Source organism: Paraburkholderia tropica (assembly GCF_900109265.1).
Classification (GTDB): Bacteria; Pseudomonadota; Gammaproteobacteria; order Burkholderiales; family Burkholderiaceae; genus Paraburkholderia; species Paraburkholderia tropica.
In genome coordinates this window covers 1-24511 of the sequence record NZ_FNZM01000006.1, presented here as the reverse complement: position 1 = coordinate 24511, position 24511 = coordinate 1, and the positions used below count along the sequence as shown (strand labels likewise).

General features: G+C 65.6%; 20 protein-coding genes and 1 pseudogene. 7 read left to right on the top strand and 14 right to left on the bottom strand.

What is annotated here, in order from left to right:
• Positions 1-470 precede the first annotated feature (470 nt).
• The 7 genes from BMY06_RS10860 to BMY06_RS10835 form a co-directional block, all read right to left on the bottom strand.
• The gene (locus BMY06_RS10860) at positions 471-1628 is read right to left on the bottom strand and encodes an osmoprotectant ABC transporter ATP-binding protein OsmV (protein WP_065064153.1); all 1158 of its coding nucleotides are present in this window, start codon (positions 1626-1628) and stop codon (positions 471-473) included.
• A complete protein-coding gene (locus tag BMY06_RS10855) occupies positions 1625-2278 on the bottom strand; it encodes an ABC transporter permease (RefSeq protein ID WP_065064155.1) in 654 nt (217 codons plus the stop codon). Before BMY06_RS10855 ends, BMY06_RS10860 begins: the two co-directional genes overlap by 4 nt.
• 10 nt (positions 2279-2288) lie before the next feature.
• The gene (locus BMY06_RS10850; RefSeq protein ID WP_065064157.1) at positions 2289-3200 is read right to left on the bottom strand and encodes a glycine betaine ABC transporter substrate-binding protein; all 912 of its coding nucleotides are present in this window, start codon (positions 3198-3200) and stop codon (positions 2289-2291) included.
• Entirely contained in the window at positions 3197-3913 is a 717-nt protein-coding gene (locus tag BMY06_RS10845; protein ID WP_065064159.1) for an ABC transporter permease, read from the bottom strand. The genes BMY06_RS10850 and BMY06_RS10845 overlap by 4 nt, the downstream gene beginning before the upstream one ends.
• Before the next feature lie 193 nt (positions 3914-4106).
• A complete protein-coding gene (locus tag BMY06_RS39565; protein WP_156773876.1) occupies positions 4107-4538 on the bottom strand; it encodes a hypothetical protein in 432 nt (143 codons plus the stop codon).
• Positions 4539-4600: 62 nt separating this feature from the next.
• Positions 4601-5929: an NAD(P)/FAD-dependent oxidoreductase gene (locus BMY06_RS10840; protein WP_065064256.1), complete on the bottom strand. Its 1329-nt coding sequence runs from the start codon at positions 5927-5929 to the stop codon at positions 4601-4603.
• A 194-nt stretch (positions 5930-6123) separates the two neighbouring features.
• Entirely contained in the window at positions 6124-6867 is a 744-nt protein-coding gene (locus tag BMY06_RS10835; protein WP_065064161.1) for a GntR family transcriptional regulator, read from the bottom strand.
• A 237-nt stretch (positions 6868-7104) separates the two neighbouring features.
• Between BMY06_RS10835 and BMY06_RS10830 the strand changes: the two genes are divergently transcribed.
• The 5 genes from BMY06_RS10830 (at position 7105) to BMY06_RS10810 (ending at position 15030) form a co-directional block, all read left to right on the top strand.
• On the top strand, positions 7105-8325 hold the full coding sequence (locus tag BMY06_RS10830) for a pyridoxal-phosphate-dependent aminotransferase family protein (protein WP_074983052.1): 1221 nt from the start codon (positions 7105-7107) through the stop codon (positions 8323-8325).
• 131 nt (positions 8326-8456) lie between these two features.
• Positions 8457-11546: an FAD-binding and (Fe-S)-binding domain-containing protein gene (locus BMY06_RS10825; protein ID WP_074983050.1), complete on the top strand. Its 3090-nt coding sequence runs from the start codon at positions 8457-8459 to the stop codon at positions 11544-11546.
• A 111-nt stretch (positions 11547-11657) separates the two neighbouring features.
• On the top strand, positions 11658-12944 hold the full coding sequence (locus tag BMY06_RS10820; protein WP_074983048.1) for an MFS transporter: 1287 nt from the start codon (positions 11658-11660) through the stop codon (positions 12942-12944).
• A 33-nt stretch (positions 12945-12977) separates the two neighbouring features.
• Positions 12978-13793 carry an enoyl-CoA hydratase/isomerase family protein gene (locus BMY06_RS10815; RefSeq protein WP_074983355.1) on the top strand — a complete coding sequence of 272 codons (816 nt, stop codon included), beginning with the start codon at positions 12978-12980 and terminating at the stop codon, positions 13791-13793.
• Between the two features lie 28 nt (positions 13794-13821).
• Positions 13822-15030 (top strand): CaiB/BaiF CoA transferase family protein, encoded by a 1209-nt coding sequence (locus BMY06_RS10810; protein ID WP_074983353.1) that lies wholly within the window; start codon positions 13822-13824, stop codon positions 15028-15030.
• A 28-nt stretch (positions 15031-15058) separates the two neighbouring features.
• Here BMY06_RS10810 and BMY06_RS10805 read toward each other — a convergent pair whose 3' ends face one another.
• Together BMY06_RS10805 and BMY06_RS10800 are read right to left on the bottom strand one after the other, a co-directional pair.
• The gene (locus BMY06_RS10805) at positions 15059-16372 is read right to left on the bottom strand and encodes an MFS transporter (RefSeq protein ID WP_074983047.1); all 1314 of its coding nucleotides are present in this window, start codon (positions 16370-16372) and stop codon (positions 15059-15061) included.
• A gap of 286 nt (positions 16373-16658) precedes the next feature.
• Positions 16659-17360: a carboxymuconolactone decarboxylase family protein gene (locus BMY06_RS10800; RefSeq protein ID WP_074983045.1), complete on the bottom strand. Its 702-nt coding sequence runs from the start codon at positions 17358-17360 to the stop codon at positions 16659-16661.
• 272 nt (positions 17361-17632) lie between these two features.
• Between BMY06_RS10800 and BMY06_RS10795 the strand changes: the two genes are divergently transcribed.
• Positions 17633-18643, top strand: a complete 1011-nt coding sequence (locus BMY06_RS10795) for an aldo/keto reductase (RefSeq protein ID WP_074983043.1) — start codon at positions 17633-17635, stop codon at positions 18641-18643.
• A 45-nt stretch (positions 18644-18688) separates the two neighbouring features.
• On the opposite strand, the gene BMY06_RS10790 is transcribed toward BMY06_RS10795, so the two are convergent.
• The 5 genes from BMY06_RS10790 to BMY06_RS10770 all read right to left on the bottom strand — a co-directional run bounded on the left by BMY06_RS10790 (position 18689) and on the right by BMY06_RS10770 (position 23751).
• On the bottom strand, positions 18689-19582 hold the full coding sequence (locus tag BMY06_RS10790) for a LysR family transcriptional regulator (RefSeq protein ID WP_074983042.1): 894 nt from the start codon (positions 19580-19582) through the stop codon (positions 18689-18691).
• Between the two features lie 102 nt (positions 19583-19684).
• On the bottom strand, positions 19685-21082 hold the full coding sequence (gene dbpA / locus BMY06_RS10785) for an ATP-dependent RNA helicase DbpA (RefSeq protein ID WP_065064178.1): 1398 nt from the start codon (positions 21080-21082) through the stop codon (positions 19685-19687).
• 289 nt (positions 21083-21371) lie between these two features.
• Entirely contained in the window at positions 21372-22025 is a 654-nt protein-coding gene (locus BMY06_RS10780; protein WP_074983040.1) for a DsbA family oxidoreductase, read from the bottom strand.
• 162 nt (positions 22026-22187) lie between these two features.
• The gene (locus tag BMY06_RS10775) at positions 22188-22787 is read right to left on the bottom strand and encodes a CGNR zinc finger domain-containing protein (RefSeq protein ID WP_074983039.1); all 600 of its coding nucleotides are present in this window, start codon (positions 22785-22787) and stop codon (positions 22188-22190) included.
• A 61-nt stretch (positions 22788-22848) separates the two neighbouring features.
• A complete protein-coding gene (locus tag BMY06_RS10770) occupies positions 22849-23751 on the bottom strand; it encodes an alpha/beta fold hydrolase (protein ID WP_074983037.1) in 903 nt (300 codons plus the stop codon).
• Between the two features lie 410 nt (positions 23752-24161).
• Here BMY06_RS10770 and BMY06_RS10765 point away from each other — a divergent pair.
• A pseudogene (locus tag BMY06_RS10765) lies at positions 24162-24511 on the top strand (filamentous hemagglutinin N-terminal domain-containing protein); the annotation flags it as partial.

The window sequence follows — 24511 nt, the reverse complement described above, 5'->3', positions numbered from 1 at the left end:
GAACGTTGCCGGCAAGCTCGCTTCCAACTTTGGTTAGACGAATGAGCAGACTGCGTATCGCCGATCGCGTTCGAGGCTGGCGTGGCGGGCATGCGCGTTGCTTGCGCGCAGGGTCCCTGGCCGACGCGGTGCGCTCGCGCGCTGCTCGACCTTCGCCACAGGAGAGCCCATGAAGAAATTGATGACGATATTGACCGCGCTGTTCCTGACCGCCGCGCTCGGCGGTTGCTGGTGGGGGCCGCCTCCTGGCGGCGGTCCCGGCGGACCGGGTGGCGGCTATGGTGGCGGCCCCGGTGGTCCCGGCGGCGGCCCTGGCGGTGGTGGCGGCCCTGGCGGCGGTGGTGGTCCCGGTGGCGGCCCGCGTTAAACCGATGGTTTCGTAGTGCCGCGAAAAGAAAGGGCTCGTTCGTATCTCACGAACGAGCCCTTTTTCATGATGCCGCGCTGAAGAAAGCGCTGGCGCTAAAGCCTCACGCCGTTGCGACCGCCTTCGCGGGCGCCTGACCCGTCTGTTGGCGCGAGCGGCCCGAACTCAGATATTCGGCGATCGAGTCCTGCGTGATCTCGCCGACGTAGCCGCCGTCGGCGTCGAGCACCGGCATCCACGAAGCGCTGAACTGATACATCTTCGAGAGCACCACGCGCAGATTGTCTTCGGCCGACACCGATGCGGCGAACGGCGTCACGCGCTCGCCGCATACACCGTCTGCGCCACGGGCCGCGCGGCGCGTGACATAGCCGAGCGCATGACGCGCGTCGTCGAGCACGGTGAGGTAGCGCGTATCCGCTTCGTCCATCACCGAGAACGCGTGCGTGAGCGGCGTTTCCACGCGTGCCGTTTCGGGCTGCGTGGCGGCGTCGCCGGCCTTCACGAGCAAGAGGCGCTTGAGCGTGCTGTCCTGGCCGACGAACTGTGCGACGAATTCGTCGCGCGGGCGGGCGAGCAGCGTATCGGGATGATCGTATTGCACGAGCTGGCCGCGACGGAACACGGCAATGCGGTCGCCGAGCTTGATCGCTTCGTCGATGTCGTGGCTCACCATGATGACGGTCTTCTTCAGTTGCCGCTGCATCTGGAAGAACTCGTTCTGGATGGTCTCGCGATTGATCGGATCGACCGCACCGAACGGCTCGTCCATCAGCAGTACGGGCGGATCGGCGGCCAGCGCGCGAATCACGCCGATACGCTGTTGCTGACCACCCGACAATTCGCGCGGATAACGCTTCAAATACAGCTTCGGATCGAGCGCGACCATCGACATGAGTTCGGTCGCGCGCTCGGCGCAACGCTTCTTGTCCCAGCCGAGCAGACGCGGCACGACCGTGATGTTTTCCTCGATCGTCATGTTCGGGAACAGGCCGATCTGCTGGATCACATAGCCGATATGGCGGCGCAGATCGACTTCGTTGAGGCCGGTCGTGTCCTCGCCGTTGATCAGCACGCGCCCGGAGGTCGGCTCGATCAGGCGGTTGATCATCTTGAGCGTGGTGGTCTTGCCGCAGCCCGACGGCCCCAGAAACACGCAGATTTCGCCTTCAGGCACCGAGAGGCTCACGGAGTCCACGGCCTTCACGGGCTGGCCGCTTTTCTGTGCAAAAGTCTTGGTCAGTTTGTCGAGTTCGATCATGTCTTCTGTACTCCTTTCGGTGTGAGCGCGCGTTGCAGGGCCTGCAACAGCAGGTCGGCGACGATCGCCACGATACTGACCAGCACGGCGCCGACCAGCAGCTTCATCATGCTGCTCTGGCCAATGGCGCGCAGAATCAGCGTGCCGAGTCCGCCCGCGCCGATCACGGCGGCGATCGTCATCACGCCAATGTTCATCACGACGGCGGTGCGCACGCCCGCGAGAATCACGGGCACCGCGAGCGGCAGGTCGACGAGGCGCAGACGTTGCCACGAGGTCATGCCGATGCCGGTGCCGGCTTCCTTGATGCCGGGATCCACGTTGCGCAGCGCGAGATAGGTGTTGCGCATGATCGGCAGCAGCGAATAGAGGAACACCGCCGTGATCGCGGGCACCGCGCCGATCCCCTGACCGAAGCGCGAAAAGAACGGGATCATCAGGCCGAACAGCGCGATGGACGGCAGCGTGAGCACGATCGTGGCGATGCCGAGCAGCGGACCAGCGAGCCATTCGTGACGGCTCACGAGCACGCCGAGCGGCACGCCCGCGATGATCGCGCAGCCCACGGCAATGCCGACGAGCCAGATGTGCTGGAGCGTGAGCTGGAGCAGCTCGGGCCAGCTCGAGGCGAGATAGTCGAATACGTTCATGCGTGCTCCTTCAAGGCAACGTGTGGGCGCGCAGGAACGCATCGGCCACATCGCGCGGCGACTTGCCGTCGAGGTCCACGGCCTTGTTCATGTCCTGCATCACGTCGTTGTTGAGCGCCGCCGAGAGCGCGTTGAGCTGCGCCGCGAGCTTCGGATTGTGCTCGAGCGTCTCTTTGCGCACGACCGGCACGGCGTTGTACGGCGGGAAGAAATGCTTGTCGTCTTCGAGCGGCACGATGCCGAAGCCCTTCACGCGGCCATCGGTCGTGTAGACGAGGCCGATCTTCAACTGGTTGTTGTGCAGCGCCGTGTAGACGAGGCCCGGGTCCATCTGCTTCATCTGCGAACGCTTGAAGTGCATGCCGTAGGTTTCGAGCAGCGGCTTCAGGCCGTCGGGACGATTCGCGAACTCGGCGTCCATGCCGAACACCATACGCTTCGCCTTGGGATTCGACTTCAGATAATCCGCGAGCTGCGAGACCGTCTTGATGCCGGTCTGCTGCGCGAATTCGCTGGGCAGGCCGATCGCGTAGGTGTCGTTGAGCGTGGAGGCATTGAGCCAGATGAGCCCGCGCGGTTCGTCGAGCGCCTTCACGCGCTGGTACATGGCTTCGGGGCCGAGCTTGTCGGTGAGCTTGTCGTAGACCAGCGCCGCCGTGCCCGTGTAATCCCACACCATGTCGAACTGGCCGTTCTCCAGCGCGCTGCGCATGAGCGTGCTGCCGAGGCCCGAGCGCACTTCGACGTCGTAGCCGCGCGAGCGCAGATATTGCGCCGTGACTTCGGCCAGCACGTATTGCTCGGTGAAGTTCTTCGCGCCGAGCACGATTTTGGCGGCGAACGCCGAGGTGCTGGCCGCGAAACACAGCGTACCGATCACGCAGGCGCTCGCGAGGCGTCGTATCGTACTGCGAAACATCATGCGAGACCTCCGTGACGGAGCATCCATTGACGACTGCCGGTCGCGACAATGCCGTCGAGCACGAGCGCCAGAATCGCCGTGATGGCGGCGCCCAGCAGCAGCAAGGGCTGATTGTCGAGATAGATGCCGGGGAAGATCAGCGAGCCGAGGCTGTCCGCGCCGATCAGATAGGCGAGCGGTGCCGTGCCCACGTTGATGGCGAGCGCCGTGCGCACGCCGCCCACCATGATGGGCACCGCGTTCGGCAGTTCGACGCGCACGAGCGATTGCCAGCCCGTCATGCCGATGCCTTTCGCGGCTTCGCGCAGCGAAGCGGGCACGTTCTTCACGCCTTCATAGGTGTTGCGCGTGATGGGCAGCAGCGAGGCCAGAAACAGCGCGACGATGGCGGGGATGTCGCCGATACCGAAGATGCCCAGCGCGATCGCCAGCACGGCGAGCGAGGGAATCGTGTTGCCGATGTTGAAGATCTGCATGAAGCGTTCGGCCTGGCGCTGAAAGCGCGGGCGGCTGAGCATCACGCCGGCAGGCACGCCCACGAGGATGGCAAGCGCCATCGAATAGCCCACGAGCAGCATGTGCTGACCCGTGTAATACGCGAGATCGCCCGCATGGCTGCGGAACGTGTCGGCGCCGATACCGCGGGCTAGCGCCCACGCTATGACGGCTATCGCTATCAGGCTGCCCACGAGTTGGACAGTGCGTCGAGTCATGAAGATACGCCTCCTTGTAGACGAAACGGCGCGCGCAGGCACGCCGCGGGAGCGCCAGGCAATGGCGCCGCGAAGGAAGTTCGTGATCCCGGCATGGCCGCGATTGAACTGACGGAAACAGTCTGTACCGGCGCGCGATCAATGGGCGGCCGGCCGTCGAATGAACGCTATGGCGTTCGTCTGGTTGTCATGTTCAGTCCGGCTGCGCGTTGTGCGTGCCAGACATGGGCGCCGTTCGAACCTGCAACGGCAAGAGTGCGGTAGCAATTTGCGTGCCGCTGGAACCGGAGGTTCCCTTGATGGTGCGAGCCGGCTGCGAGCGTGAAACTTGCACGACGTTGCAGCGAGAATCGCAAGAGATGTTGCGTTTTGTAATTAAGACGAATCGAGTATAGAGGAATAAATTAAATGCGTCCACCATAGTGGCCGCACATAACGTGAAAGGCTCGATTGCAAAACGGCTATGAAAGTGACACAACGTGTCACATCGGTAAATTAATAGGGATGCCGAAATAAAATGGTCGGGATGATTTTCCGAATTACGTTTTGATCCTGTTTTCAGGCGTGTTTCGTTGAAAGGCGCTTGCGTGCGCAAGGTGGCGCGAAGTGGCGCAATTTGTCGCATGCAAAAAAACGGCGCCGCATATCGCGACGCCGTCGATCGAACACCGTGAAGCGCGGGTAACTTCAGATCTCTCCGCCCGGCACGATCGGCATGCCCGGCGCGAAGCGATCGAGCGAGAACGGTGCGAGGTCGATGCCCGCATTGCGGCCTGTTGCGACGTCGGCGGCAGCGCGTCCCGCTGCGGGACCAATGCCGAATCCGTGACCCGAGAAGCCCGTCGCGACCGTGAGTCCCGGCACGCTCGCCGCGGGGCCGATATACGGAATGATGTCGGGCGTCACGTCCATATAACAGGCCCATTCCTGCACGATGCGTGCGTCGTTGAACGCGGGATAGAGGCGACGCATGCTGTCCATCGCGGCTTGCACGCCGCGTTGCGAAGGCTGCGGGTCCATCGTGCGCGTGCGTTCGAACGGGCTCGTCTGTTCGGCGTTCCAGCCCGGACGATCGCGAAACTCGCGCCATGCCGCCGAATCGAAACGCGGCCGGATCGTGCGCCAGTTCTGCTTGAGCAGCGGCGTGTATTCGCGCAGATATTTGAAGCCTTCGGGACTCACGGGCGTGTAGCGATGTCCGCTATAGCCGATGGTGTAGCCGCCGTCCGCGCGCTTGCGATAACCGATGTCGCCGAGCCAGCCGCACGTCGGCGGGCCGTTCTCGACGGGCGAGGTGCGCAGCACGGTGCCGAGCACTTTCAGTTGCGGCAGACGCACGCCTTCGTTCGCGCAGAACAGGCTCGACCACGCGCCGCCCGCGAGAATCACGGCGTCGCAGGCGATGCGGCCGCGGCTCGTGACCACGCCCGAGACGCGGCCCGCCGAGCGTTCGAGCGCGCGCACCGAGCAGTGCGCGATGAGCGTCGCGCCGCGCGCCTGCGCAGCGCGGGCCATTGCGGGCACGGCGCGCTGCGGTTCCGCGCGGCCGTCGGTCGGCACGAAAAGGCCGGCGCGATACGCGCGCGACGCACCGGGCATCAGCTTCGCGAGTTCCGCGCCGCGCACCATGCGTGCGCCCGTGTCGTAGCCCGATGCGTCGTCGAACCATTGCTGGAAGCCCGCTTCGTCTTCCTCGTTCGCGCCGATATAGAGCACGCCGCATTCGTGGTAGCCCACGTCGGCGCCGACGGCCTCGGCCATGCCGCGCCAGTGGCGCATGCTTTCGGTGATGAGCGGCATCTCGCGCATGTCGCGGCCCGCCTGGCGGCACCAGCCCCAGTTGCGGCTCGACTGTTCGCCGGCGATATGGCCTTTCTCGCAGAGCACCACGCTCAAGCCCTGCGAAACGAGGTGCCACGCCGCCGATACGCCGATCACGCCGCCGCCCACGATCACCACGTCGGCGCGCGCGGGCAGCACTTCCGCCGAGGGCACGGCGTCTACATACGGTCCCATCTGGTCTTCCTTGTCGACGATGGCGCGCGCGGCGCCGCCGTCCTTGTCTGTCGTTGTTTCCGGGGCCAGCAGTATAAAGGCAGACGGCGGATGCACGCGCCGGTGCCTGCGTGCGCATGCGCACGAGCGCAATCTGTGCATGCGCACAGATCACGGCTTGCCAAAGAGAAAGCGTTCGAACGCCGATAGCGCCGTTATCGCGGCGCGCGCATGCCCGCCACGGAGAGCGTGTGCTCGGCGAGCACGGCGTCGCGCTTGGCCAGCAGGTGCGAGCGCAGGATCGCGGAGAGCGCCGCGCCGTTGCGCGCTTCGAGCGCGGCGATCATCGCTTCGTGATCGCGAATCGCGCTGTCCCACTTCGCAGTCTGGAAATTCGAGCGGAAACGCAGCGCCTGCAAGCGGCGGTTGAGCGTCACATAGGTCTGGCGCAGCGCCACGTTGCGCGCCGCCGCGTTGATGAGATCGTGAATCGCGTGATTGCGCGCGTAATAGCCGGACAGGTCGTTCTGCGCGCGGCAGACGAGCATGGCCGCGTGCAGCGCCTTGATCTGCGCAAGCTCGCCTTCGCTGATGCGCGCGCACGCGAGTTCGCCCGCGAACGATTCGAGCCCGCTCATCAGCTCGAACATGTCGCGGATCTCGGCTTCGCTCAGTTGCGCGACGGTCGCACCGCGATTCGGCGAGATCTCGATCAGCCCTTCGGCGGCGAGCACCTTGAGCGCCTCGCGCAACGGCGTGCGCGAAATGCCGAGCACCTCGCAGAGCTTGCGTTCGTTGAGCTTCACGCCCGGCGCGAGCTGCCCCTCGACGATGAACTCGCGCAGATGATCGACCACCGTGTCGTGCAGGCGCTGGCGCGCGAGCTTGGGCAGCGCCAGTTCGTGCGCCTCAGGCTGCGCGGACGCGAGTTGCGCGTCCGGAATGTCTGCATTTTGCATACGAAACCCCGATCGTCCGACGTGCCCCCATTCTAGCGTGATCGCCCGAGAACCCACGCTGCACTGCATCGGCGGGTTTCCCCTGGGGCATTTCATGCCAATTGAGCCTTGCATCTGCGGCTGGGTGGACTAGAGTATTTTGCATGCAAAATGCCATTTCGGCGTAAGAGCAGCTGCCGGGTGGCTTCGAACGCAGTGCGTGTGACTTCCGACCTTTCCTGAACGTGGGACGCCTTCATGCTGAAACTCGACTTCCATCCCGCCGGCCGCCATTTCCTGCAGATTCCCGGTCCGAGCCCTGTGCCGGACCGCATCCTGCGGGCCATGAGCTACCCGACCATCGACCATCGCGGGCCTGAATTCGGCGCGCTCGGGCTCTCCGTGCTCGACGGCATCAAGAAGATCTTCAAGACCGCGCAGCCCGTGGTGATCTATCCGGCCTCGGGCACGGGCGCCTGGGAAGCGGCGCTCACCAATACGCTCTCGCCGGGCGACACGGTGCTGATGTACGAGACCGGCCACTTCGCGACCCTGTGGAAGAAGATGGCCGAAAGTCTCGGCCTCAAGCCTGAATTTCTCGGCTTGCCGGGCATCGAAGGCTGGCGGCGCGGCGTGCAGGCCGACCAGATCGAGGCGCGCCTTCGCGCGGACGCGGGCCACACGATCAAGGCCGTCTGCGTGGTGCACAACGAGACTTCGACGGGCGTGACGTCCGATATCGCCGCCGTGCGCCGCGCGATCGATGCGGCAGCGCATCCGGCGCTCTTGATGGTCGATACGATCTCGGGCCTCGCGTCCGCCGATTACCGGCACGACGAATGGGGCGTGGACGTGACCGTGTCCGGCTCGCAGAAAGGCTTGATGCTGCCGCCGGGCATCAGCTTCAACGCGGTCTCGCAGAAGGCCGTCGCGGCGAGCCGCGAGGCGAAGCTGCCGCGCGCGTTCTGGGGCTGGACCGAGATCATCGACATGAATCAGCAGGGCTACTGGCCGTACACGCCGAACACGAATCTGCTGTATGGCCTCGCCGAAGCGCTCGACATGATTCTCGGCGAAGGGCTCGATAACGTGTTCGCACGCCATCAACGGCTTGCGGCCGCGTGCCGCGCCGCCGTGCAGGCGTGGGGCCTGGAGATCCAGTGCGCCGATCCCGCCGTCTATTCGCCGGTGCTCACGGGCGTGATGATGCCCGACGGCGTGGACGCCGACGCGGTGCGCAAGCTCATCTACGAACGCTTCGATCTGTCGCTGGGCACCGGGCTCGGCAAGGTCAAGGGACGCATGTTCCGCATCGGTCATCTGGGTGACTGCAACGACCTCACGCTGATGGCCGCGCTGACCGGCTGCGAAATGGGCCTGCGGCTCGCGGGCGTGCCGCTCGCAGGCACGGGCGTGGGCGCGGCGATGGAGTATCTGACCGAGCACGCGGCGCGGCCGGCGTTGAAAGCGGCCGCTTGACGCAGCCAGAAGCACCCAGACGCCGCCTGATGTCGTAATCAGCGCGGCGCGTGCGTTGACGCGCTACGTCACGCACGCGCGCCTGATCTCTCTCGTCAATAACGTTCGGATTCCTGACGTATCGATACGCGATGCTCACGTCCACGCCCAAACCGCTCGTTCAGCCGATTCGCCTGATGCCCGCTTCCGCGCGCGCCGCGCTCACGCCGTTGGCCGCGCGCCTCGCGCAGGAGCTGCGCGGCGACGTGCTGTTCGACCGCGCCTCGCGCGGGCGCTACGCCACCGACGCGTCGATCTACCAGATCATGCCGATCGGCGTCGCGGTGCCGCGCGATCAGGACGATCTGCGCCTCGTGCTCGATATCGCGCGCGAAACGGGCACGGCGCTGCTGGCGCGCGGCGCCGGCACAAGCCAGTGCGGGCAGACGGTGGGCGAAGCGCTCGTGATCGACACGAGCAAATGGCTGAACCGCATCGTCGATTTCGACAAGGACGCGCGCACGGTGACGGTCGAGCCGGGCATCGTGCTCGATCATCTGAATGCGTGGCTCAAGCCGCATGGCCTGTGGTTTCCGGTCGATGTATCGACGGGCGCGCAATGCACGATCGGCGGCATGGCGGGCAACAATTCGTGCGGCTCGCGCTCGATCGAATACGGCATCATGGTGCACAACGTGGCCGCCATCGACGCCGTGCTCGCCGACGGTCACGAAACCCGCTTCGGCAAGCTCTCGACGATGGCGCGCGATCCGCGCACGCAGGCGCTCGTCGACGGCGTGCGCCGCATCGCCGAACGCGAGCGCGACGCCTTGCGCGAGCGCGTGCCGAAAGTGCTGCGTCGCGTGGCGGGCTACAACCTCGATCTGTTCGATTGCCAGAATCCGCTCGCCTTCGAAGCGGACGGCGAACCCAATTTCGCGAATCTGCTCGTCGGTTCCGAAGGCACGCTCGCGTTCAGCCGCCAGTTGACGCTCAGGCTGTCGCCGCTGCCGCGTCACAAGATGCTGGGCGTGGTGAACTTTCCGACCTTCTACGGCGCGATGGATCTCACGCAGCACATCGTCAAGCTCGGGCCGGCGGCGGTCGAACTGGTCGATCGCACGATGATCGATCTCGCGTTGAGCAATCCCGCGTTCAAGCCCGTGATCGAGCGTGCGCTGGTCGGCTCGCCGCAAGCGGTGCTGCTCGTGGAGTTCGCGGGCGACAACCGCGAGGCGCAGACCGCGCGGCTCGCGCAGCTGGTCGAATTGATGGGCGATCTCGGCCTGCCCGGCAGCGTGGTCGAAATGGCCGACGTCGCCGCGCAAAAAGCGCTCTGGGACGTGCGCAAGGCGGGCCTGAACATCATGATGAGCATGAAGGGCGACGGCAAGCCGGTCTCCTTCATCGAAGATTGCGCGGTGCCGCTCGAGCATCTCGCCGACTACACGAGCCGCCTGACCGAGGTGTTTCATCGACACGGCACGGAAGGCACGTGGTATGCCCATGCGAGCGTGGGCACGCTGCATGTGCGGCCGATTCTCGATATGCGCCGCGACGGCGCGCAGAAAATGCGCGCGATTGCCGAAGAGGCCGCCGCGATGGTGCGCGAGTACAAAGGCGCGTTTTCGGGCGAACATGGCGACGGTTTGTGCCGTGGCGAATGGGTCGCGTGGCAATACGGCCCGCGCATCAACGAGGCATTCGCGCAGATCAAGGCGCTGTTCGATCCGGCCAATCGCCTGAGTCCGGACCGCATCGTCAATCCGCCGAAGATGGATGCCGCCGAACATTTCCGTTTCGCGCCGGGTTATCGCGAGCGCGCGCTCGAACCGGCGCTCGACTGGTCGGCCTGGAATGTCACGCGCGATCCGCTCACGGGCGAGGAGGGCGCGCCGGGCTCGGGCCACGACGCGAGCGCGGGCCTCGCGAAAGCCGTGGAGATGTGCAACAACAACGGCCATTGCCGCAAGTTCGACGCGGGCACGATGTGTCCGAGCTATCGCGTCACGCGCGACGAGCAGCACGTCACGCGCGGCCGCGCCAATACGCTGCGGCTCGCGCTCTCGGGGCAACTCGACGGCGCGGAGGGCGGCGCGGGTGTCGGCGGGCTAGCGAGCCAGGCGGTGAAGGACGTGCTCGATCTGTGCGTGTCGTGCAAGGGCTGCAAGCGCGATTGCCCGACCGGCGTGGACATGGCGCGCCTGAAAATCGAGGCGCGCGCGGCGTGGCAGCGCGAGCACGGCTTGCGCTGGCGCGACCGGCTCGTGGCCTATCTGCCGCGCTATGCGCCGTTCGCGAGCCGCGTGCCGGGCGGCCCGGCCGCGCTCGAACGCCTGCCGCGCGTGGCGGCGTGGCTCAAGCGGCGCATCGGTCTGGCCGAGGCGCGCGCGCTGCCCGAGATCGGGCGTCCGTATCTTGCACAGCAGCGCGAGCGAAGCGGTCAACGCGATCAAAGCAAGTCTGACTCGACAACGTCGACGCGCGAAGTCCTGCTCTTCGTCGATACCTTCAACAACTATCTCGAGCCCGCTGTTGCGCGCGCCGCGCAGCACGTGCTCGAAGCGGCGGGCTATACGGTGCATCTGAATCAGCGCGCGGGCGAGCGTCCGCTGTGCTGCGGACGCACGATGCTCTCTGCCGGTCTCGTCGATGCAGCCAAAGCCGAAGCGCGCCGCTCGCTCGACGCCTTGCTGCCGTTCGTCGAACGCGGCGTGGCAGTGGTCGGCCTCGAACCGTCGTGCCTGCTGACCTTGCGCGACGAGTGGACCGCTTACGGTTTCGGCGAGGCCGCCGCGAAGCTTGCGCGCCACGCGTTCCTGTTCGAAGAATTTCTCGTGCGCGAGCACGCGGCGCAGCGGCTCGATCTCACGCTGCACGCGCTGCCGAAAGCGCGCGCGCTCGTGCATGGTCATTGTCATCAGAAAGCATTTGGCGCGTTCACGCCGGTGCAAACCGTGCTCGGGTGGATTCCGCAACTGAAGGTGGATGCGGTCGAGTCGTCGTGCTGCGGCATGGCGGGCAGCTTCGGCTACGAACGCGAGCATTACGCGACGTCGATGGCGATGGCCGAACTCTCGCTGTTGCCCGCCGTGCGCGCGGCCCAGCAGGCCGGCGACGCGCTCGTGGTCGCCGATGGCACGAGTTGCCGTCATCAGATCGCCGATGGCGCGGCGGCGCGCGCGCTGCACGTTGCGCAGATGCTAGAGCGTGCGCTGCATCCGTACGCCGCGCAAACGTAGTCGATACACGCAGTTTCCACACGTAGTCGAACAAGCAGTCGCATCACGCTACAGCAGTGAGCCCGCGCGCCGCATCCCCGCGTACGCGCCATGACTAAACAGGAGACGACGATGTTCCGCCGAGCCACCACACGCGTGCTGCTCTTGCTGTGCGCGATGTACCTCATCACCTACGTCGACCGCGTCAACGTGAGCACGGCAGCGAGCCAGTTCGCGGCCGAACTGCATCTCTCGCATACCGAAGTCGGCATCGTATTCTCCGCGTTCGCGTATCCGTACCTGCTGTTCCAGATCATCGGCGGCTGGGTGGGCGACCGTTTCGGCCCGCGCCGCACGCTCGCGGTATGCGCCTTGATCTGGGCGGGCGCGACCGTGCTCACGGGTCTCGCGGGCGGCTTCGCGTCGATGATCGTCGCGCGTCTTCTGCTCGGTCTCGGCGAAGGCGCAACCTTTCCGACCGCCACGCGCGCGATGTCGAACTGGATGCCCGCCGACCGGCGCGGCTTCGCGCAGGGCACGACGCACGCCGCCTCGCGCATCGGCAACGCCGTCGCGCCGCCGCTGATCGTCTGGCTCATGCTGATGTCGGGCTGGCGCGGCGCGTTCATCGTCACGGGCGTGGTGAGTTTCCTGTGGGCGCTGCTGTGGATCTGGTATTTCCGCGACGATCCGCGCGCGCATCCGCGTATCACCGAAGCCGAATGCGCCGGGCTCGAACGCTACACGGGCGCGAAGGAACGCGAACCGGTGCCGTGGCGTCGCCTGGCCGCGCGCATGTCGCCGGTCACTGCCGTGTACTTCTGCTATGGCTGGGTGCTGTGGCTGTTTCTCGGCTGGATTCCGCAGTACTTCCTGCACAACTATCACATGCAGCTCGGCAAGTCGGCGCTGTTCGCCTCGGGCGTGTTCTTCGCGGGCGTGCTGGGCGACTGGATCGGCGGGTCGGTGACCGATCGCATCCTCAAGAAAAGCCAGAATCTGCGTCTCGCGCGCAACGTGATGGTGGGCGTATGCATGTTCCTCACGCTGCTGTCGCTCGCGCCGATCCTGTTCGTGCAGAACGTGACGGTCACGCTCGCCGCGCTGTGCCTGAGCGGCGGCTTCTTCTTCAACGAAATGACGATCGGGCCGATGTGGGCCGTGCCGATGGACATCGCGCCGAAGCATGCGGGCACCGCGAGCGGCATCATGAACACGGGCTCGGCGGCGGCGGCCATCGTGAGCCCGGTGGTGGGCGGCTGGCTGATCGACCGCACGGGCAACTGGAATCTGCCGTTCACGGTGTCGATGGCGATCATGGCGGCGGGCATCGTGCTGTCGTTCACGATGCGTCCGGATCGCGCGCTCGACAGCGCCTCGCGTTCCGCCGACGGCGCGCATGCGCATACCGCGGCGTAAGGTGCGATGCCTGCGCAATCAGGAGGAGTCATGATGAATGATGAAGCCACTCATGAAGCGGTGAACGGCCGCATCCGCGTCGATCGGGACGAGCGCGACGACGCCATCGCCATCGTCACGATCGACCGGCCCGCGAAGCTCAACGCACTGACGCGCACGCTCTGGCGCACGCTGGGCGATACCTTCGAGACGCTGTCCGCCGATGCGTCGCTGCGCTGCATCGTGCTGCGCGGCGCGGGCGAAAAAGCGTTTTCGCCGGGCAACGATATCGGCGAATTCGCCACCGACCGCTCGAACGTCGAACAGGCGCGCGAATACGGCGCGCTCATGCATCGCACGCTGAATCTGATCGATGCGTGTCCCGTGCCCGTGGTCGCGATGATTCACGGCATCTGCGTGGGCGGCGGGCTGGAACTGGCCGCGCTCTGCGATCTGCGGATCTGCGGAGAATCGAGCCGTTTCGGCGCGCCGATCAAGAACCTCGGTCTCGTGATGGCGCATGCGGAACTCAACGCGCTGCTGCGTCTCGCGGGCGAGGCCGTCGCGCTGGAGATCCTGCTCGAAGGCCGCATTCTCGACGCGCGCGAAGCGCTCGCCAAAGGCCTCGTCACGCGCGTCGTGCCCGACGCCGAGGTGAGCGCGCACGCGCTCGACACCGCGCGGCGCATCGCGGGCGGCGCGCCATTGGTCGCGCGCTGGCACAAGCAGTTCGTGCGCCGCGCGCGCAACCCGGCGCCGCTCAGCGAAGCGGAACGCGACGAAGGCTTTGCGTGCTTCGGCACCGAGGACTTCCGCATTGGCTACCAGGCGTTTCTCGCAAAGTCGACGCCGCAATTCAAGGGACGCTGAGATGAACGTTGAGGAGCACGCAGCGCCGATGAAGCAGGGCGCAGGACCGCTCGCGGGCATGAAGGTGATCGAACTCGCGCACATCATGTCGGGGCCGGTGTGCGGCATGATGCTCGCCGACATGGGTGCGGAAGTCATCAAGGTCGAGAAGATGCCGGGCGGCGACGATTGCCGCCGTTTCGCGCCGATCCTCGCGAGCGGCGAATCGGCGTCGTTCATGATGGTCAATCGCGGCAAGCGGGGTATCGCGCTCAACCTCAAGACCGACGGCGGGCGCGCGGTGCTGCGCCGTCTGCTCGCGGACGCCGACGTGGTCACCGAAAACTATCGTCGCGGCACGATGGAGAAACTCGGCATGGGCTACGACACGCTCAAGGCCGACAATCCTGGCCTGATTTACTGCGCGATTTCGGGTTATGGCCGCAGCGGCCCGTATGCGGACAAGGGCGGCTTCGACCTCATCGCACAGGGCATGAGCGGGCTCATGAGCATGACCGGCGAGCCGGGGCAGGCGCCGATCAAGGCGGGCTCGCCCGTCACCGATATCAACGCGGGCATACTCGCGGCGCTGGGCATTTGCGCGGCCTATGCGGGGCGGCAGGTGACCGGCCTCGGGCAGATGGTGGACACGTCGCTGTTCGAAGCGGGCTTGCAGCAGATGTACTGGGCGTTCGCGAATTATTTCGCCGACGGCACGGTGCTGCAGAAAGCGGGCTCGGCCAATCCGACCAGCGCGCCGTATCAGGCGTTCGAAACGCGCGACGGCTGGATCAACATCGGCGCGGCGAATCAGAGCAATTACGAGCGCCTGGTATCCGTGCTGGCGATTCCCGGTCTCGCCGACGACGCGCGCTTCGCCACCAACGCGGGCCGTCTCGCTCATCGGGCCGATCTGGTGGCGATCTTGAGCGCGCGCCTGCGCGAACGCAGCACCGCGCAGTGGCTCGCGACCTTCGATGAAATCGGTTTGCCGTGCGGGCCGGTGCTCAGCGTGCCGGAAGCCGCCGCGCACGAGCAGGCGATGGCGCGCGGCATGATCGTCGAGACCGAGCATGCGCTGGCCGGGAAAATGTCGGGCATCGGCTTGCCGATCCATTTTTCGCAGTCGCCGACCACGCACGCGCGGCCCGCGCCGCTCTACGGCGAACACACGCGCGACGTGCTCGGCGAGCTGGGTTACGACGCGGCGCAGATTGCCGCGCTGGAGCAGGAAGGCGCGGTGACGGCCGCGCCTTGAATGCTGTTTTGTGCCTTGTTTCCGGGCCTCAAACGGCGCGCGTCTCCACGATCGCGCGTCGCGCCATGAACCAGTAGAACAGCGCGGCGCAGCCCGCGATCACGCCGCCGATCACGAAGGCCAGCAGATACGAACCCGTGCGATCGACGATGAAACCCGCCACGACCGGCGAGAACGCGCCGCCGAAATAGCCGCCGAAATTCTGGATTGCGCTGACCGAGGCGATCATCGAATTCGGCGCGATGTCGCCCGCGAGCGCCCACGCGTTGCCGATGGTCGCCGCGATGCAGGCGAGGCCGAGCGTCATCAGCGTGACGGTGGCGCCGATGCTGTCCACGAACGGCAACGCCACCGCGCAAACGGCCGCGCCGAGCGAGGTCACGACGATCATCAGACGCTTGGCGACGATCGGCGTGGCGAGGCCGCCATCGACGAGCCTGCTGGCGACGAAGCCCGCCACGATCTCGCCCACCGCGCCGCCGAACCAAGGAATGCTCGCGTAAAGGCCGAGTTGCACCAGCGTGATATGAAAGCGGTCGAGCAGATAAAGCGGCAGGAACACGAGGAAGAGATTCCACAGCCAGATCGCGCAGAAGTAGCCGAGTATCATGCCCCAAACGCTTTGCGATGCGAACAGCGAGCGCCATTTGATGGGCGCGTTCGCGAGCGATTGCTCGTGGCCGCCGCCGCCCGCTTCGATATAGGCGAACTCTTCGCGCGAGAGCCGCTTGCTCTGCATCGGATTGCGATAGAGCAGCAGGAACAGCCCGGCGAACACGATGCCGATCGCGCCGGTCACGTGAAAGAGCGAGCGCCAGCCGAACGCGATCATCAGTGCGACGAGCACTGCGGGCGCAAGCGCCGGGCCCCATTTCGACGACGAGTCCCAGATGCCGGTCGCGAAGCCGCGTTCCTTGGCGGGAAACCAGGCGGCGGTGATTTTCGCGGACGTGGGCCAGCACGGCGCTTCGCCCACGGCGAGCAGCACGCGCATCACCACAAGCCCCGCGATGGAGCCGACCACGCCCGTGAGCCACGTCGCCACGCTCCACCAGATCATGCCGACCGCGTAGGCGCGCTTCGCGCCGAAGCGGTCGATGATCCAGCCCGCGGGCAATTGCATGACCGCGTAAGTCCACGCGAACACCGTGCCGAGCAGACCGATCTGCGTGCGCGTGAGGCCCAGATCGTGAATCATGCCGGGCGCGGCGATGGCCAGATTGGCGCGGTCGAGATAATTGATGATGCCGCCGATCAGCAGCCAGATGAGCACGCGCCAGCGGAAATTCGCGCGCGTGGTGGCCGCGGCTGCGCTCGCGGGCGTCAGCACCTTGTTGTCCATCGTGTCTCCTCCTGTGTGGTCTGCGTGAGCCCTGGGCGGTTCGGCGCGGGCCGAGGGAGGCGATTCGCCCAGAATGTGGGACGCGCCGCGATTTCATGCCTTGTTTTCAGGCATGAAATCGCCGTGACGCGTTTGCAGACCATTCTGCGCTATTGGACGGGCAGCGGGAAGAGGGAATGGAAGTCCGTTGTGAAGGAAGCGAAAATGCTTTTCGATGGCGAGCCGCGCATGACGTAATCAGAACGCATGACTCGCTGCGTAAAATTAATCAGGATGCCGGAATAAATTACAAGCCGCGTCGTTCGAACACTTCCTTGAATACAGGCATCGCCGAGAACACGTTCGGCCAGCCCGAATAGAACGCGAGTTGCGTCAGCGTTTCCGAGGCTTGCGCTTTCGTGAGACCGTTGTCCATCGCGCGATTCAGATGGTAGGTGATCTGCGCGGCCTGACCGTTGGCCACCAGCGCCGTCACGGTGACGAGGCTGCGCTCGCGCGGCACGAGGCCGGGGCGCAGCCAGAGGTCGCGAAAAAGCGCGTCGGTGGTGTATTGCACGACGCCGGGCGCGACGTCGTCGAACAGTTGCGAGACGAGCGTGGCGCGTTGCGCTTCGGCGGCTTCGTCGAGCGGCAACGGTTCGCGCGCGGCGTCGGCGAGATGGCTGGCGCCGATCCCGCGCTCCTCGAATACGGGCAGCGCCGCGGCCACGGCCGCGCTCGCGTTCGCCCAGCCCGCATAGAACGCGAGATGGGTGACGATCTCCGCGATTTCGGCGGGCGTCACGCCGTTATCGAGCGCGAGCCGCAAATGGCGCGGCTGTTCGATCACCTGATTGCGCGCGACGAGCGCCGCGTAGGTGACGATGCTGCGTTCGCGCGGTGTGAGTTGCGGGCGCTTCCACAAGCCGTTGAGCACGGTCTCCGACGTGTAGCGCGCGAAAGCGGGCGCGACGGCTTGCATGTCGGCGAGAGAGGGCGTTTTCTGCATGATCGATATCCTGGGCTGGGGAGGGCGCAAACGCGATATTTCTATCAGATCCGATCGTTTTTATTGAGCCCGTCCGGGCGCATGCCGTTATGAACACCATTCATGAATCGCGGGCGGATTGGTTTCGCGGCGCGCGAAGTCCGCGTCAGTCTATTGATGAATCGCATTCATAAAGCCATGCCGTGAGTCGGTATTTATTTCATCGCCGCCACGCTTTCTAATAGGCGATTACGCCGTCGACGGGACGCGCAGCAACCTTGGAGCAAAAGCGAATGGATTATCGAAATCTGGGCCGCAGTGGATTGAAGGTGTCGCCGTTGTGTCTGGGCGCCATGATGTTCGGTGGCGAAACCGACGAGGCGACGTCGGTGCGCATCATCGACAAAGCCTTCGATCAGGGCATCAATTTCATCGATACGGCGGACGTGTATCACGCGGGCCGCTCGGAAGAGATCGTTGGTCGCGCCATTGCCGCGCGCCGCGACGACTGGGTCGTCGCCACCAAGTTCGGTTTTCCGGCGGGTCCGGCACAGGGACCGAATCAGCAGGGACAATCGCGCAAGTGGATCTTTCAAACGGTCGAGGCGAGCCTCAAGCGCCTCGGCACCGACTATATCGACGTGCTGTATTTCCATCGCGCGCTGCCGGATCTGCCGCTCGAAGAAGGCGTGCGCGCCGTGGCCGATCTGATCCGCCAGGGCAAGGTGCGCTATTTCGGGCTGTCGAATTTCCGCGGCTGGCGCATTGCCGAAGTCGTGCGTCTCGCCGATCAACTCGGTATCGATCGTCCGGTGGCGAGCGAGCCGCTTTACAACATCGTCGATCGCGCGGCCGAGGTCGAGCAGTTGCCCGCCGCCGCGCATTACGGCCTGGGCGTGGTGCCATACAGCCCGCTCGCGCGCGGCGTGCTGACGGCCAAATATGCCGTCGATACGCCGCCGCCCGCCGACAGCCGCGTGGGCCGGGGCGATCGCCGTATCCAGCAGACCGAGTGGCGGCCGGAGTCGCTGCATATCGCGCAGCAGATCGCGAAGCATGCGGCCGAGCGCGGCACGAACAGCATCGCGTTCGCGCTCGCGTGGGTGCTCAACAACCGCTGCGTGAGTTCGGCGATTGCGGGGCCGCGCACGGAGGCGCACTGGGACAGCTATCGGGCGGCGCTCGATTTCAAACTGGACGCCGACGACGAACGCTTCATCGACAGCCTGGTGCCGCCGGGTCACGCCTCGACGCCGGGTTATACCGATCCGGGTTATCCAGTCGAAGGCCGCAAGCTCGTCTGAATACGTTGCGGAATGCGCGTCTGAATGCGCATCCGTGCCCGCCGCTTAGCAGCGATAACGCAGCGCATCGATCACGAGACCGAGCGCGCGCGACGACTGGCGGCGGCTCGGATAGAACGCGTGGTAGCCCGGAAATTCCGGGCACCAGTCTTTGAGGACGCTTTTGAGCGCGCCCGCGCGCACGTACGGCAGCGTCACGTCTTGCGGAATGAACGCGAGGCCGAGGCCCGCGAGCGCCGCGTTGAGCATCTGCGGCACGGTGTTGAAGGTGAGCTGGCCGTCCACACGCACGGAAAGCGCCTCGCCGTCACGGCCCAGTTCCCACGCATAGAGACCGCCCGCGCTCGTGAGGCGCAGCGTGATGCAGTCGTGTTTGAGCAGATCCTGCGGCGACTTCGGCGCCTTGCGTTTCGCGAGGTAGTCGGGCGAGCCGACGATCGCCATCTTCAGATCGGGCGCGATACGCACGGCGATCATGTCCTTCGCGACCTGGTCGCCGCCACGCACGCCGATGTCGTAGCGTTCGGCCACGATATCGCGCAGACCGTAATCCACGTTGATTTCGAGTTTGATGTCGGGATACTGCGGCAGGAATTGCTTGAGCTTCGGCCAGATCACCGTATCGACGCAATGATCGGTCGCGGTAAGGCGGATCGTGCCGGCCGGTTTGTCGCGCAGGTCGGCGAGCGCGGCGAGTTCGGCGTCGATCTGTTCGAAGCGCGGCGAGAGCGATTGAAACAGGCGTTCGCCCGCTTCGGTGGTGGAGACGCTGCGCGTCGTGCGCGTGAGCAGGCGCAGGCCGAGCCGCGTTTCGAGCGCGCGGATCGTGTGGCTCAGCGCCGATTGCGACACACCCAGTTGCGCGGCCGCACGCGTGAAACTGCGTTCGCGCGCAACGGCGAGAAAGGCCAGGAGATCGCTGAAATTTTCGCGCGCCATGTGAGTTCCGGATTCGCAGACAGTGCTGCGCATCGTACCATCGGCGATCGCGCGAGGCGGGGCGCCGCGCGTTGCACGCGGGCCGCCGCCAGGGCTGTTACGTCACTCGTCCATCAGACGCGCGCGGACCTTCTTGCCCTTCACCTTGCCGGCGTTGAGCTTGCGCACGGCGTCGCGCGCGACGCTGCGCTCCACGGCTACATAGGTCGAAAAATCGGTCACGTTGATCTTGCCGATCTGCGCGCCCGTGAAGCCCGCTTCGCCGGTGAGTGCGCCCAGCACGTCGCCGGGGCGGATCTTTTCCTTGCGGCCGCCCAGAATCTGCACGGTTTCCATCGGCGGCAGCAGCGGCGCGTCGCTGGCGGGCTTGAGTTCGGCGAGCGGATGCCATTCGACTTCGCGCTTGAGCGCCTGCTCGATGCCGCCCACGCGACCCATTTCGTTCATGCTCGACAGGCTCAGCGCCCAGCCGTCCTGATCGGCGCGGCCCGTGCGGCCGATACGGTGCACGTAGACCTCGGGATCGGGCGTCACGTCGACGTTGATGACCGCTTCGAGCTGGGCAATGTCGAGACCGCGCGCGGCCACGTCGGTCGCCACGAGCACGGAGCAGCTACGGTTCGCGAACTGGATCAGCACCTGATCGCGATCGCGCTGGTCGAGTTCGCCATGCAGCGCGAGCGCGTGAAAGCCCTGCGCGCGCAGCACGTCGAGCAGGTCGCGGCATTGCTGTTTGGTGTTGCAGAACGCGATGGTGCTGACCGGGCGGAAGTGGTTGAGCAGCATCCCGACGGCATGCAGACGCTCGTCTTCGGTCACTTCGTAGAAGCGCTGGCGGATCTTGCTGTCGTCGTGATGTTCTTCGAGCTTGACTTCCTTCGGATTACGAAGGAACTGTTGGCTCAGCTTCGCGATGCCTTCCGGATAGGTGGCCGAAAACAGCAGCGTCTGGCGCTCCTTCGGGCACTGACGCGCGACCTTGGCGATGTCGTCGAAGAAACCCATGTCGAGCATGCGGTCCGCTTCGTCGAGCACGAGCGTGTTGAGCGCGCTCAGGTCGAGGCTGCCGCGTTCGAGGTGATCCATGATGCGGCCCGGCGTGCCGACGACGATGTGCGCGCCGTGTTCGAGGCTCGCGGTTTGCGGACGCATGGGCGTGCCGCCGCACAGCGTGAGCACCTTGACGTTTTCTTCCGCGCGCGCGAGGCGGCGGATTTCCTGCGTCACCTGGTCGGCGAGTTCGCGCGTCGGGCAGAGCACGGCGGTTTGCACGTCGAGGCGGCGCACGTCGAGACGGGCGAGCAGCGCGAGCGCGAACGCGGCGGTCTTGCCGCTGCCCGTTTTCGCCTGGGCGATCAGGTCGTGGCCGGCGAGCGCGAGCGGCAGGCTGGCGGCCTGGATCGGCGTCATCTCGACGTAGCCGAGGCGCGCGAGGTTCTCGAGCGTGGCGGGCGCGAGCGCAAGCTCGCTGAAGGGCGTGGCGGTGGGTGATTTCGTCATACGGGGTCTCGCGCCCTAAGGCGTGGGCAGCGCGCGGCGCGGGCGGGCGCGCTGCAGGATGGATCAGGCGGCGACGGAAAGTCGCGCGTCGCGCAATTTTACCGGATGCGCGCGGGTGGACGGTTCCGGCGTGCTGAAACGGGCGGAATCGGCTGGCATTGGCTGGAATGGTCCGCGATCGCGCCGGACCGGGCGGGGACGGGAAAAGACGCAGGCCCGGCGCGCGGATCTCGCGGCGCCGGGCCTGGAGCGGGTTCAGGCGGCCATCAGACGGGCATCGACAGATGGCTCAAGCCTCTTTCGCCGCTTCGGCGAGGATCTGCCGGATCGCGTTTTCGAAGGTTTCCACCGGCTGACCGCCGCTGATCAGATACTGCTCGTTGAACACGATGGCCGGCACCGACTGGATGCCCATCGCCTGCACCTGCTGTTCCTCGCCGCGCACTTCGTCGGCATACGCGCCGGTTTCGAGCACCTCGCGCGCCTTTCCGGCGTCGAGCCCGACCGATTGCGCGACGGCCACCAGCACCGCGTGATCGCTCATGTCCTGGCCTTCGCCGTGATAGGCGCGCAGCAGCGCCATCTTGAGCGACACCTGCCGGCCTTCCAGACGCGCCCAGTAGAGCAGGCGATGCGCGTCGAAGGTGTTGTAGATGCGCGTGCGCGGACCGAACGTGAAACCGACGCTCTCGCCGCGCTCGCGGATCGCTTCCTGAGTCTCGGCGATCTGCTCGGGCGTGCGGCCGTACTTCTTGCCGAGATACTCGACGATGGATTCGCCGTCCGGCCCCATGTCGGGGTTCAGTTCGAACGGATGGACGGTCATGCGGGCCTCGACGGAATCGCCGAGATTGGCGAGCGCGCGTTGCAGCGAGCTGAGGCCGATCGCGCACCACGGGCAGGCGATGTCGGAAATGAAGTCGATTTGAAGCGCTTGTGTCATGGCGATTCCGGGAAATGGACGAGATGAACGAGTGGCAGCCTGCGGCGTGCGCATGAGACGATGGCTCGACGCCGCGGCAATGGCGCAAGGTTAGCCCGAAACGTCGATCTCTGCTGGGCGCGGCCGATTCGCGTTTGCGCCGGATCGGCCTCGCTGCCCGCGTTATTGCTGGCGGCGGCGGAACGCGGCAACCTTCGCGCGGTTGCCGCACATCGCCATGCTGCACCAGCGCCGCCGGTGCGATTTCGTGCGATCGAGAAAGTGCAGCACGCATTCGGGGTTCTCGCACTGCTTCACGAGCGCGAAATCGGCCTCGCAGACGAGTTGCGCCACCGCCGCGCTCAGAGGCGCGAGCACCTGCTCGGGCGTGCCGTGCGCATGGCGCTCGACAAGGCGCGGTTCGCCGCTTTCGTCGACGACCAGCTCCAGCGTGCGCGGCGCGTGCGCCAGGAAACGGTTGAGCGCGCGCGGATCGAGCGGCTCGCCCGCGCGCCGCGCGTCGATCAGCGCGCGCGCCGTTTCGCGCAGATCGCGCGCCGCTTCGAGCAGCGCATGCGCCTTGAGACGCGGTTTTTTCGCGGCGGCGGCGAGATCGTGGCGCGCGAGCCAGGCGGCCACGTCGGCGTCGCTTTGCCAGTTGTCGATCAACTCGCCGTCGACGAGCTGCACCGTATTGAGCGCGTCGAGCGCCGGATGGCCGCCGAGAAAATCGACTTCGCCGTGGTCGTGCGCGTCGCTGCCGTGCGCTGATGCTGCGTCCATATCCGCTTCCTCCTTCGTGCGCTTCGTGTGGATTGTAACCGTTTTTAGTTAAATTATCGGGTTACACCCGCGCCCGCTCCATCAACTCGCCGATGCCCGCCGCGATTTCGTCCACATGGGTTTCGAGCGCGAAGTGGCCGGTGTCGAGCATCGTCACGACCGCGTTCGGATTATCGCGGCGATACGCCTGCGCGCCCGGCGGAATGAAGAACGGATCGTGCTTGCCCCAGATCGCGAGCGTGGGCGGCGTGTATTCGCGGAAAAACGCCTGAAAGCGCGGATAAAGCTTCAGGTTCGACGCGTAATCGAGGAGCAGATCGAGCTGGATGACCTTGTTGCCCGGACGCTCCAGCAGCAGGGCGTCGAGGTAATACGCCTCCGGCTCGACGGTCGACGGATCGGCCACGCCGTGCACGTATTGCCAGCGCGTGCCTTCGAGATTCAGCACGGCGTCGGCGACGACCTGGCGGTTCGCGGCGCTCGGATCGGCCCAGTAGCGGCGGATCGGATCCCAGGCGTCCCCGAGACCTTCCTCGTAGGCGTTGCCGTTTTGCGAAACCAGCGCACTCACGCGCTCCGGATATTTCAGCGCAAGGCGCAGGCCGACCGGCGCGCCGTAATCGAACACGTAGAGCGCGTAGCGTTCGAGGCCGAGCGTATCGACGAAAGCCGCCGTGGTGGCCGCGAGCGCGTCGAACGAATAGCGATAGTCGCGGGCCTCTGGCACCTGCGTGAAGCCGAAACCCGGCAGGTCGGGCGCGATCACGCGATAGCGCGCGGCGAGGCGCGGGATCAGGTGCCGGAACATATGCGACGACGACGGATAGCCGTGCAGCAGCACGATCACGGGCGCCTCGGCAGGACCGGCTTCGCGATAGAAAACCTGTACGCCGTCGGCTTCGACGGTTTTCAGTGCGACGGCGGGATATGTGGGCAATGCGGCGGTCGATGCAGTGGCGGACATGTCGGGGCTCCGGTGGGTGTCAGGTTGTGAAACCGGTAAAACGTCGAATTGGCGGTTTCATTGTGGGCGAGGATGTGTAACCTGTCAAATTATTTTTAGGCGGTTACTTTGTTGGATGGGGTGATGCGGGGGAATCGGATGGGATTCGATGAGAGGAGGCCGCGCGCAGTCTTTTGCCTGCTCGCGACATCAATCCGGCGACGCGTAATGACGCTGACTGAGAGCTAAGCCGATCTCAAAACGGTGGGCAATCAGAAAAGTTCGATTTGCCGAAAACCGTTGTTTCTCGCGCGATGCGACATCGACCGGCGCGAGTGCGCAGCTAATTTACGGATCGCACAAATTAGCTGGGCGAATAACTAAAAGTGAACAAGACACGCTATCGACTCGTATTCAACCGGACGCGGGGGATGCTCGTTGCCGTCGAGGAAACTGCCACGGGGGCGGGCAAGAAAAGTGGACAGACGCGCGCGCATAGCGCTTCGTCTCGCGTGCTTTTCACGCTAAGGCAGCTTGCGTTCGCGGCGCTCGCGCTGGCCATGCCGGCACTGTCCAGCGCACAGATTGCGGGCGGCGGCGCACACGCACCCAACGTCATCCAGACGCCGAACGGTATTGAACAGGTCAACATCAACCGTCCGTCCGGCGCTGGCGTCTCGGTCAACACCTACAACCGGTTCGACGTACAGCAGCGCGGCGCGATCCTGAACAACTCGCCGACGATGGTGCAGTCGCAACTCGGCGGCATGATTAACGGCAA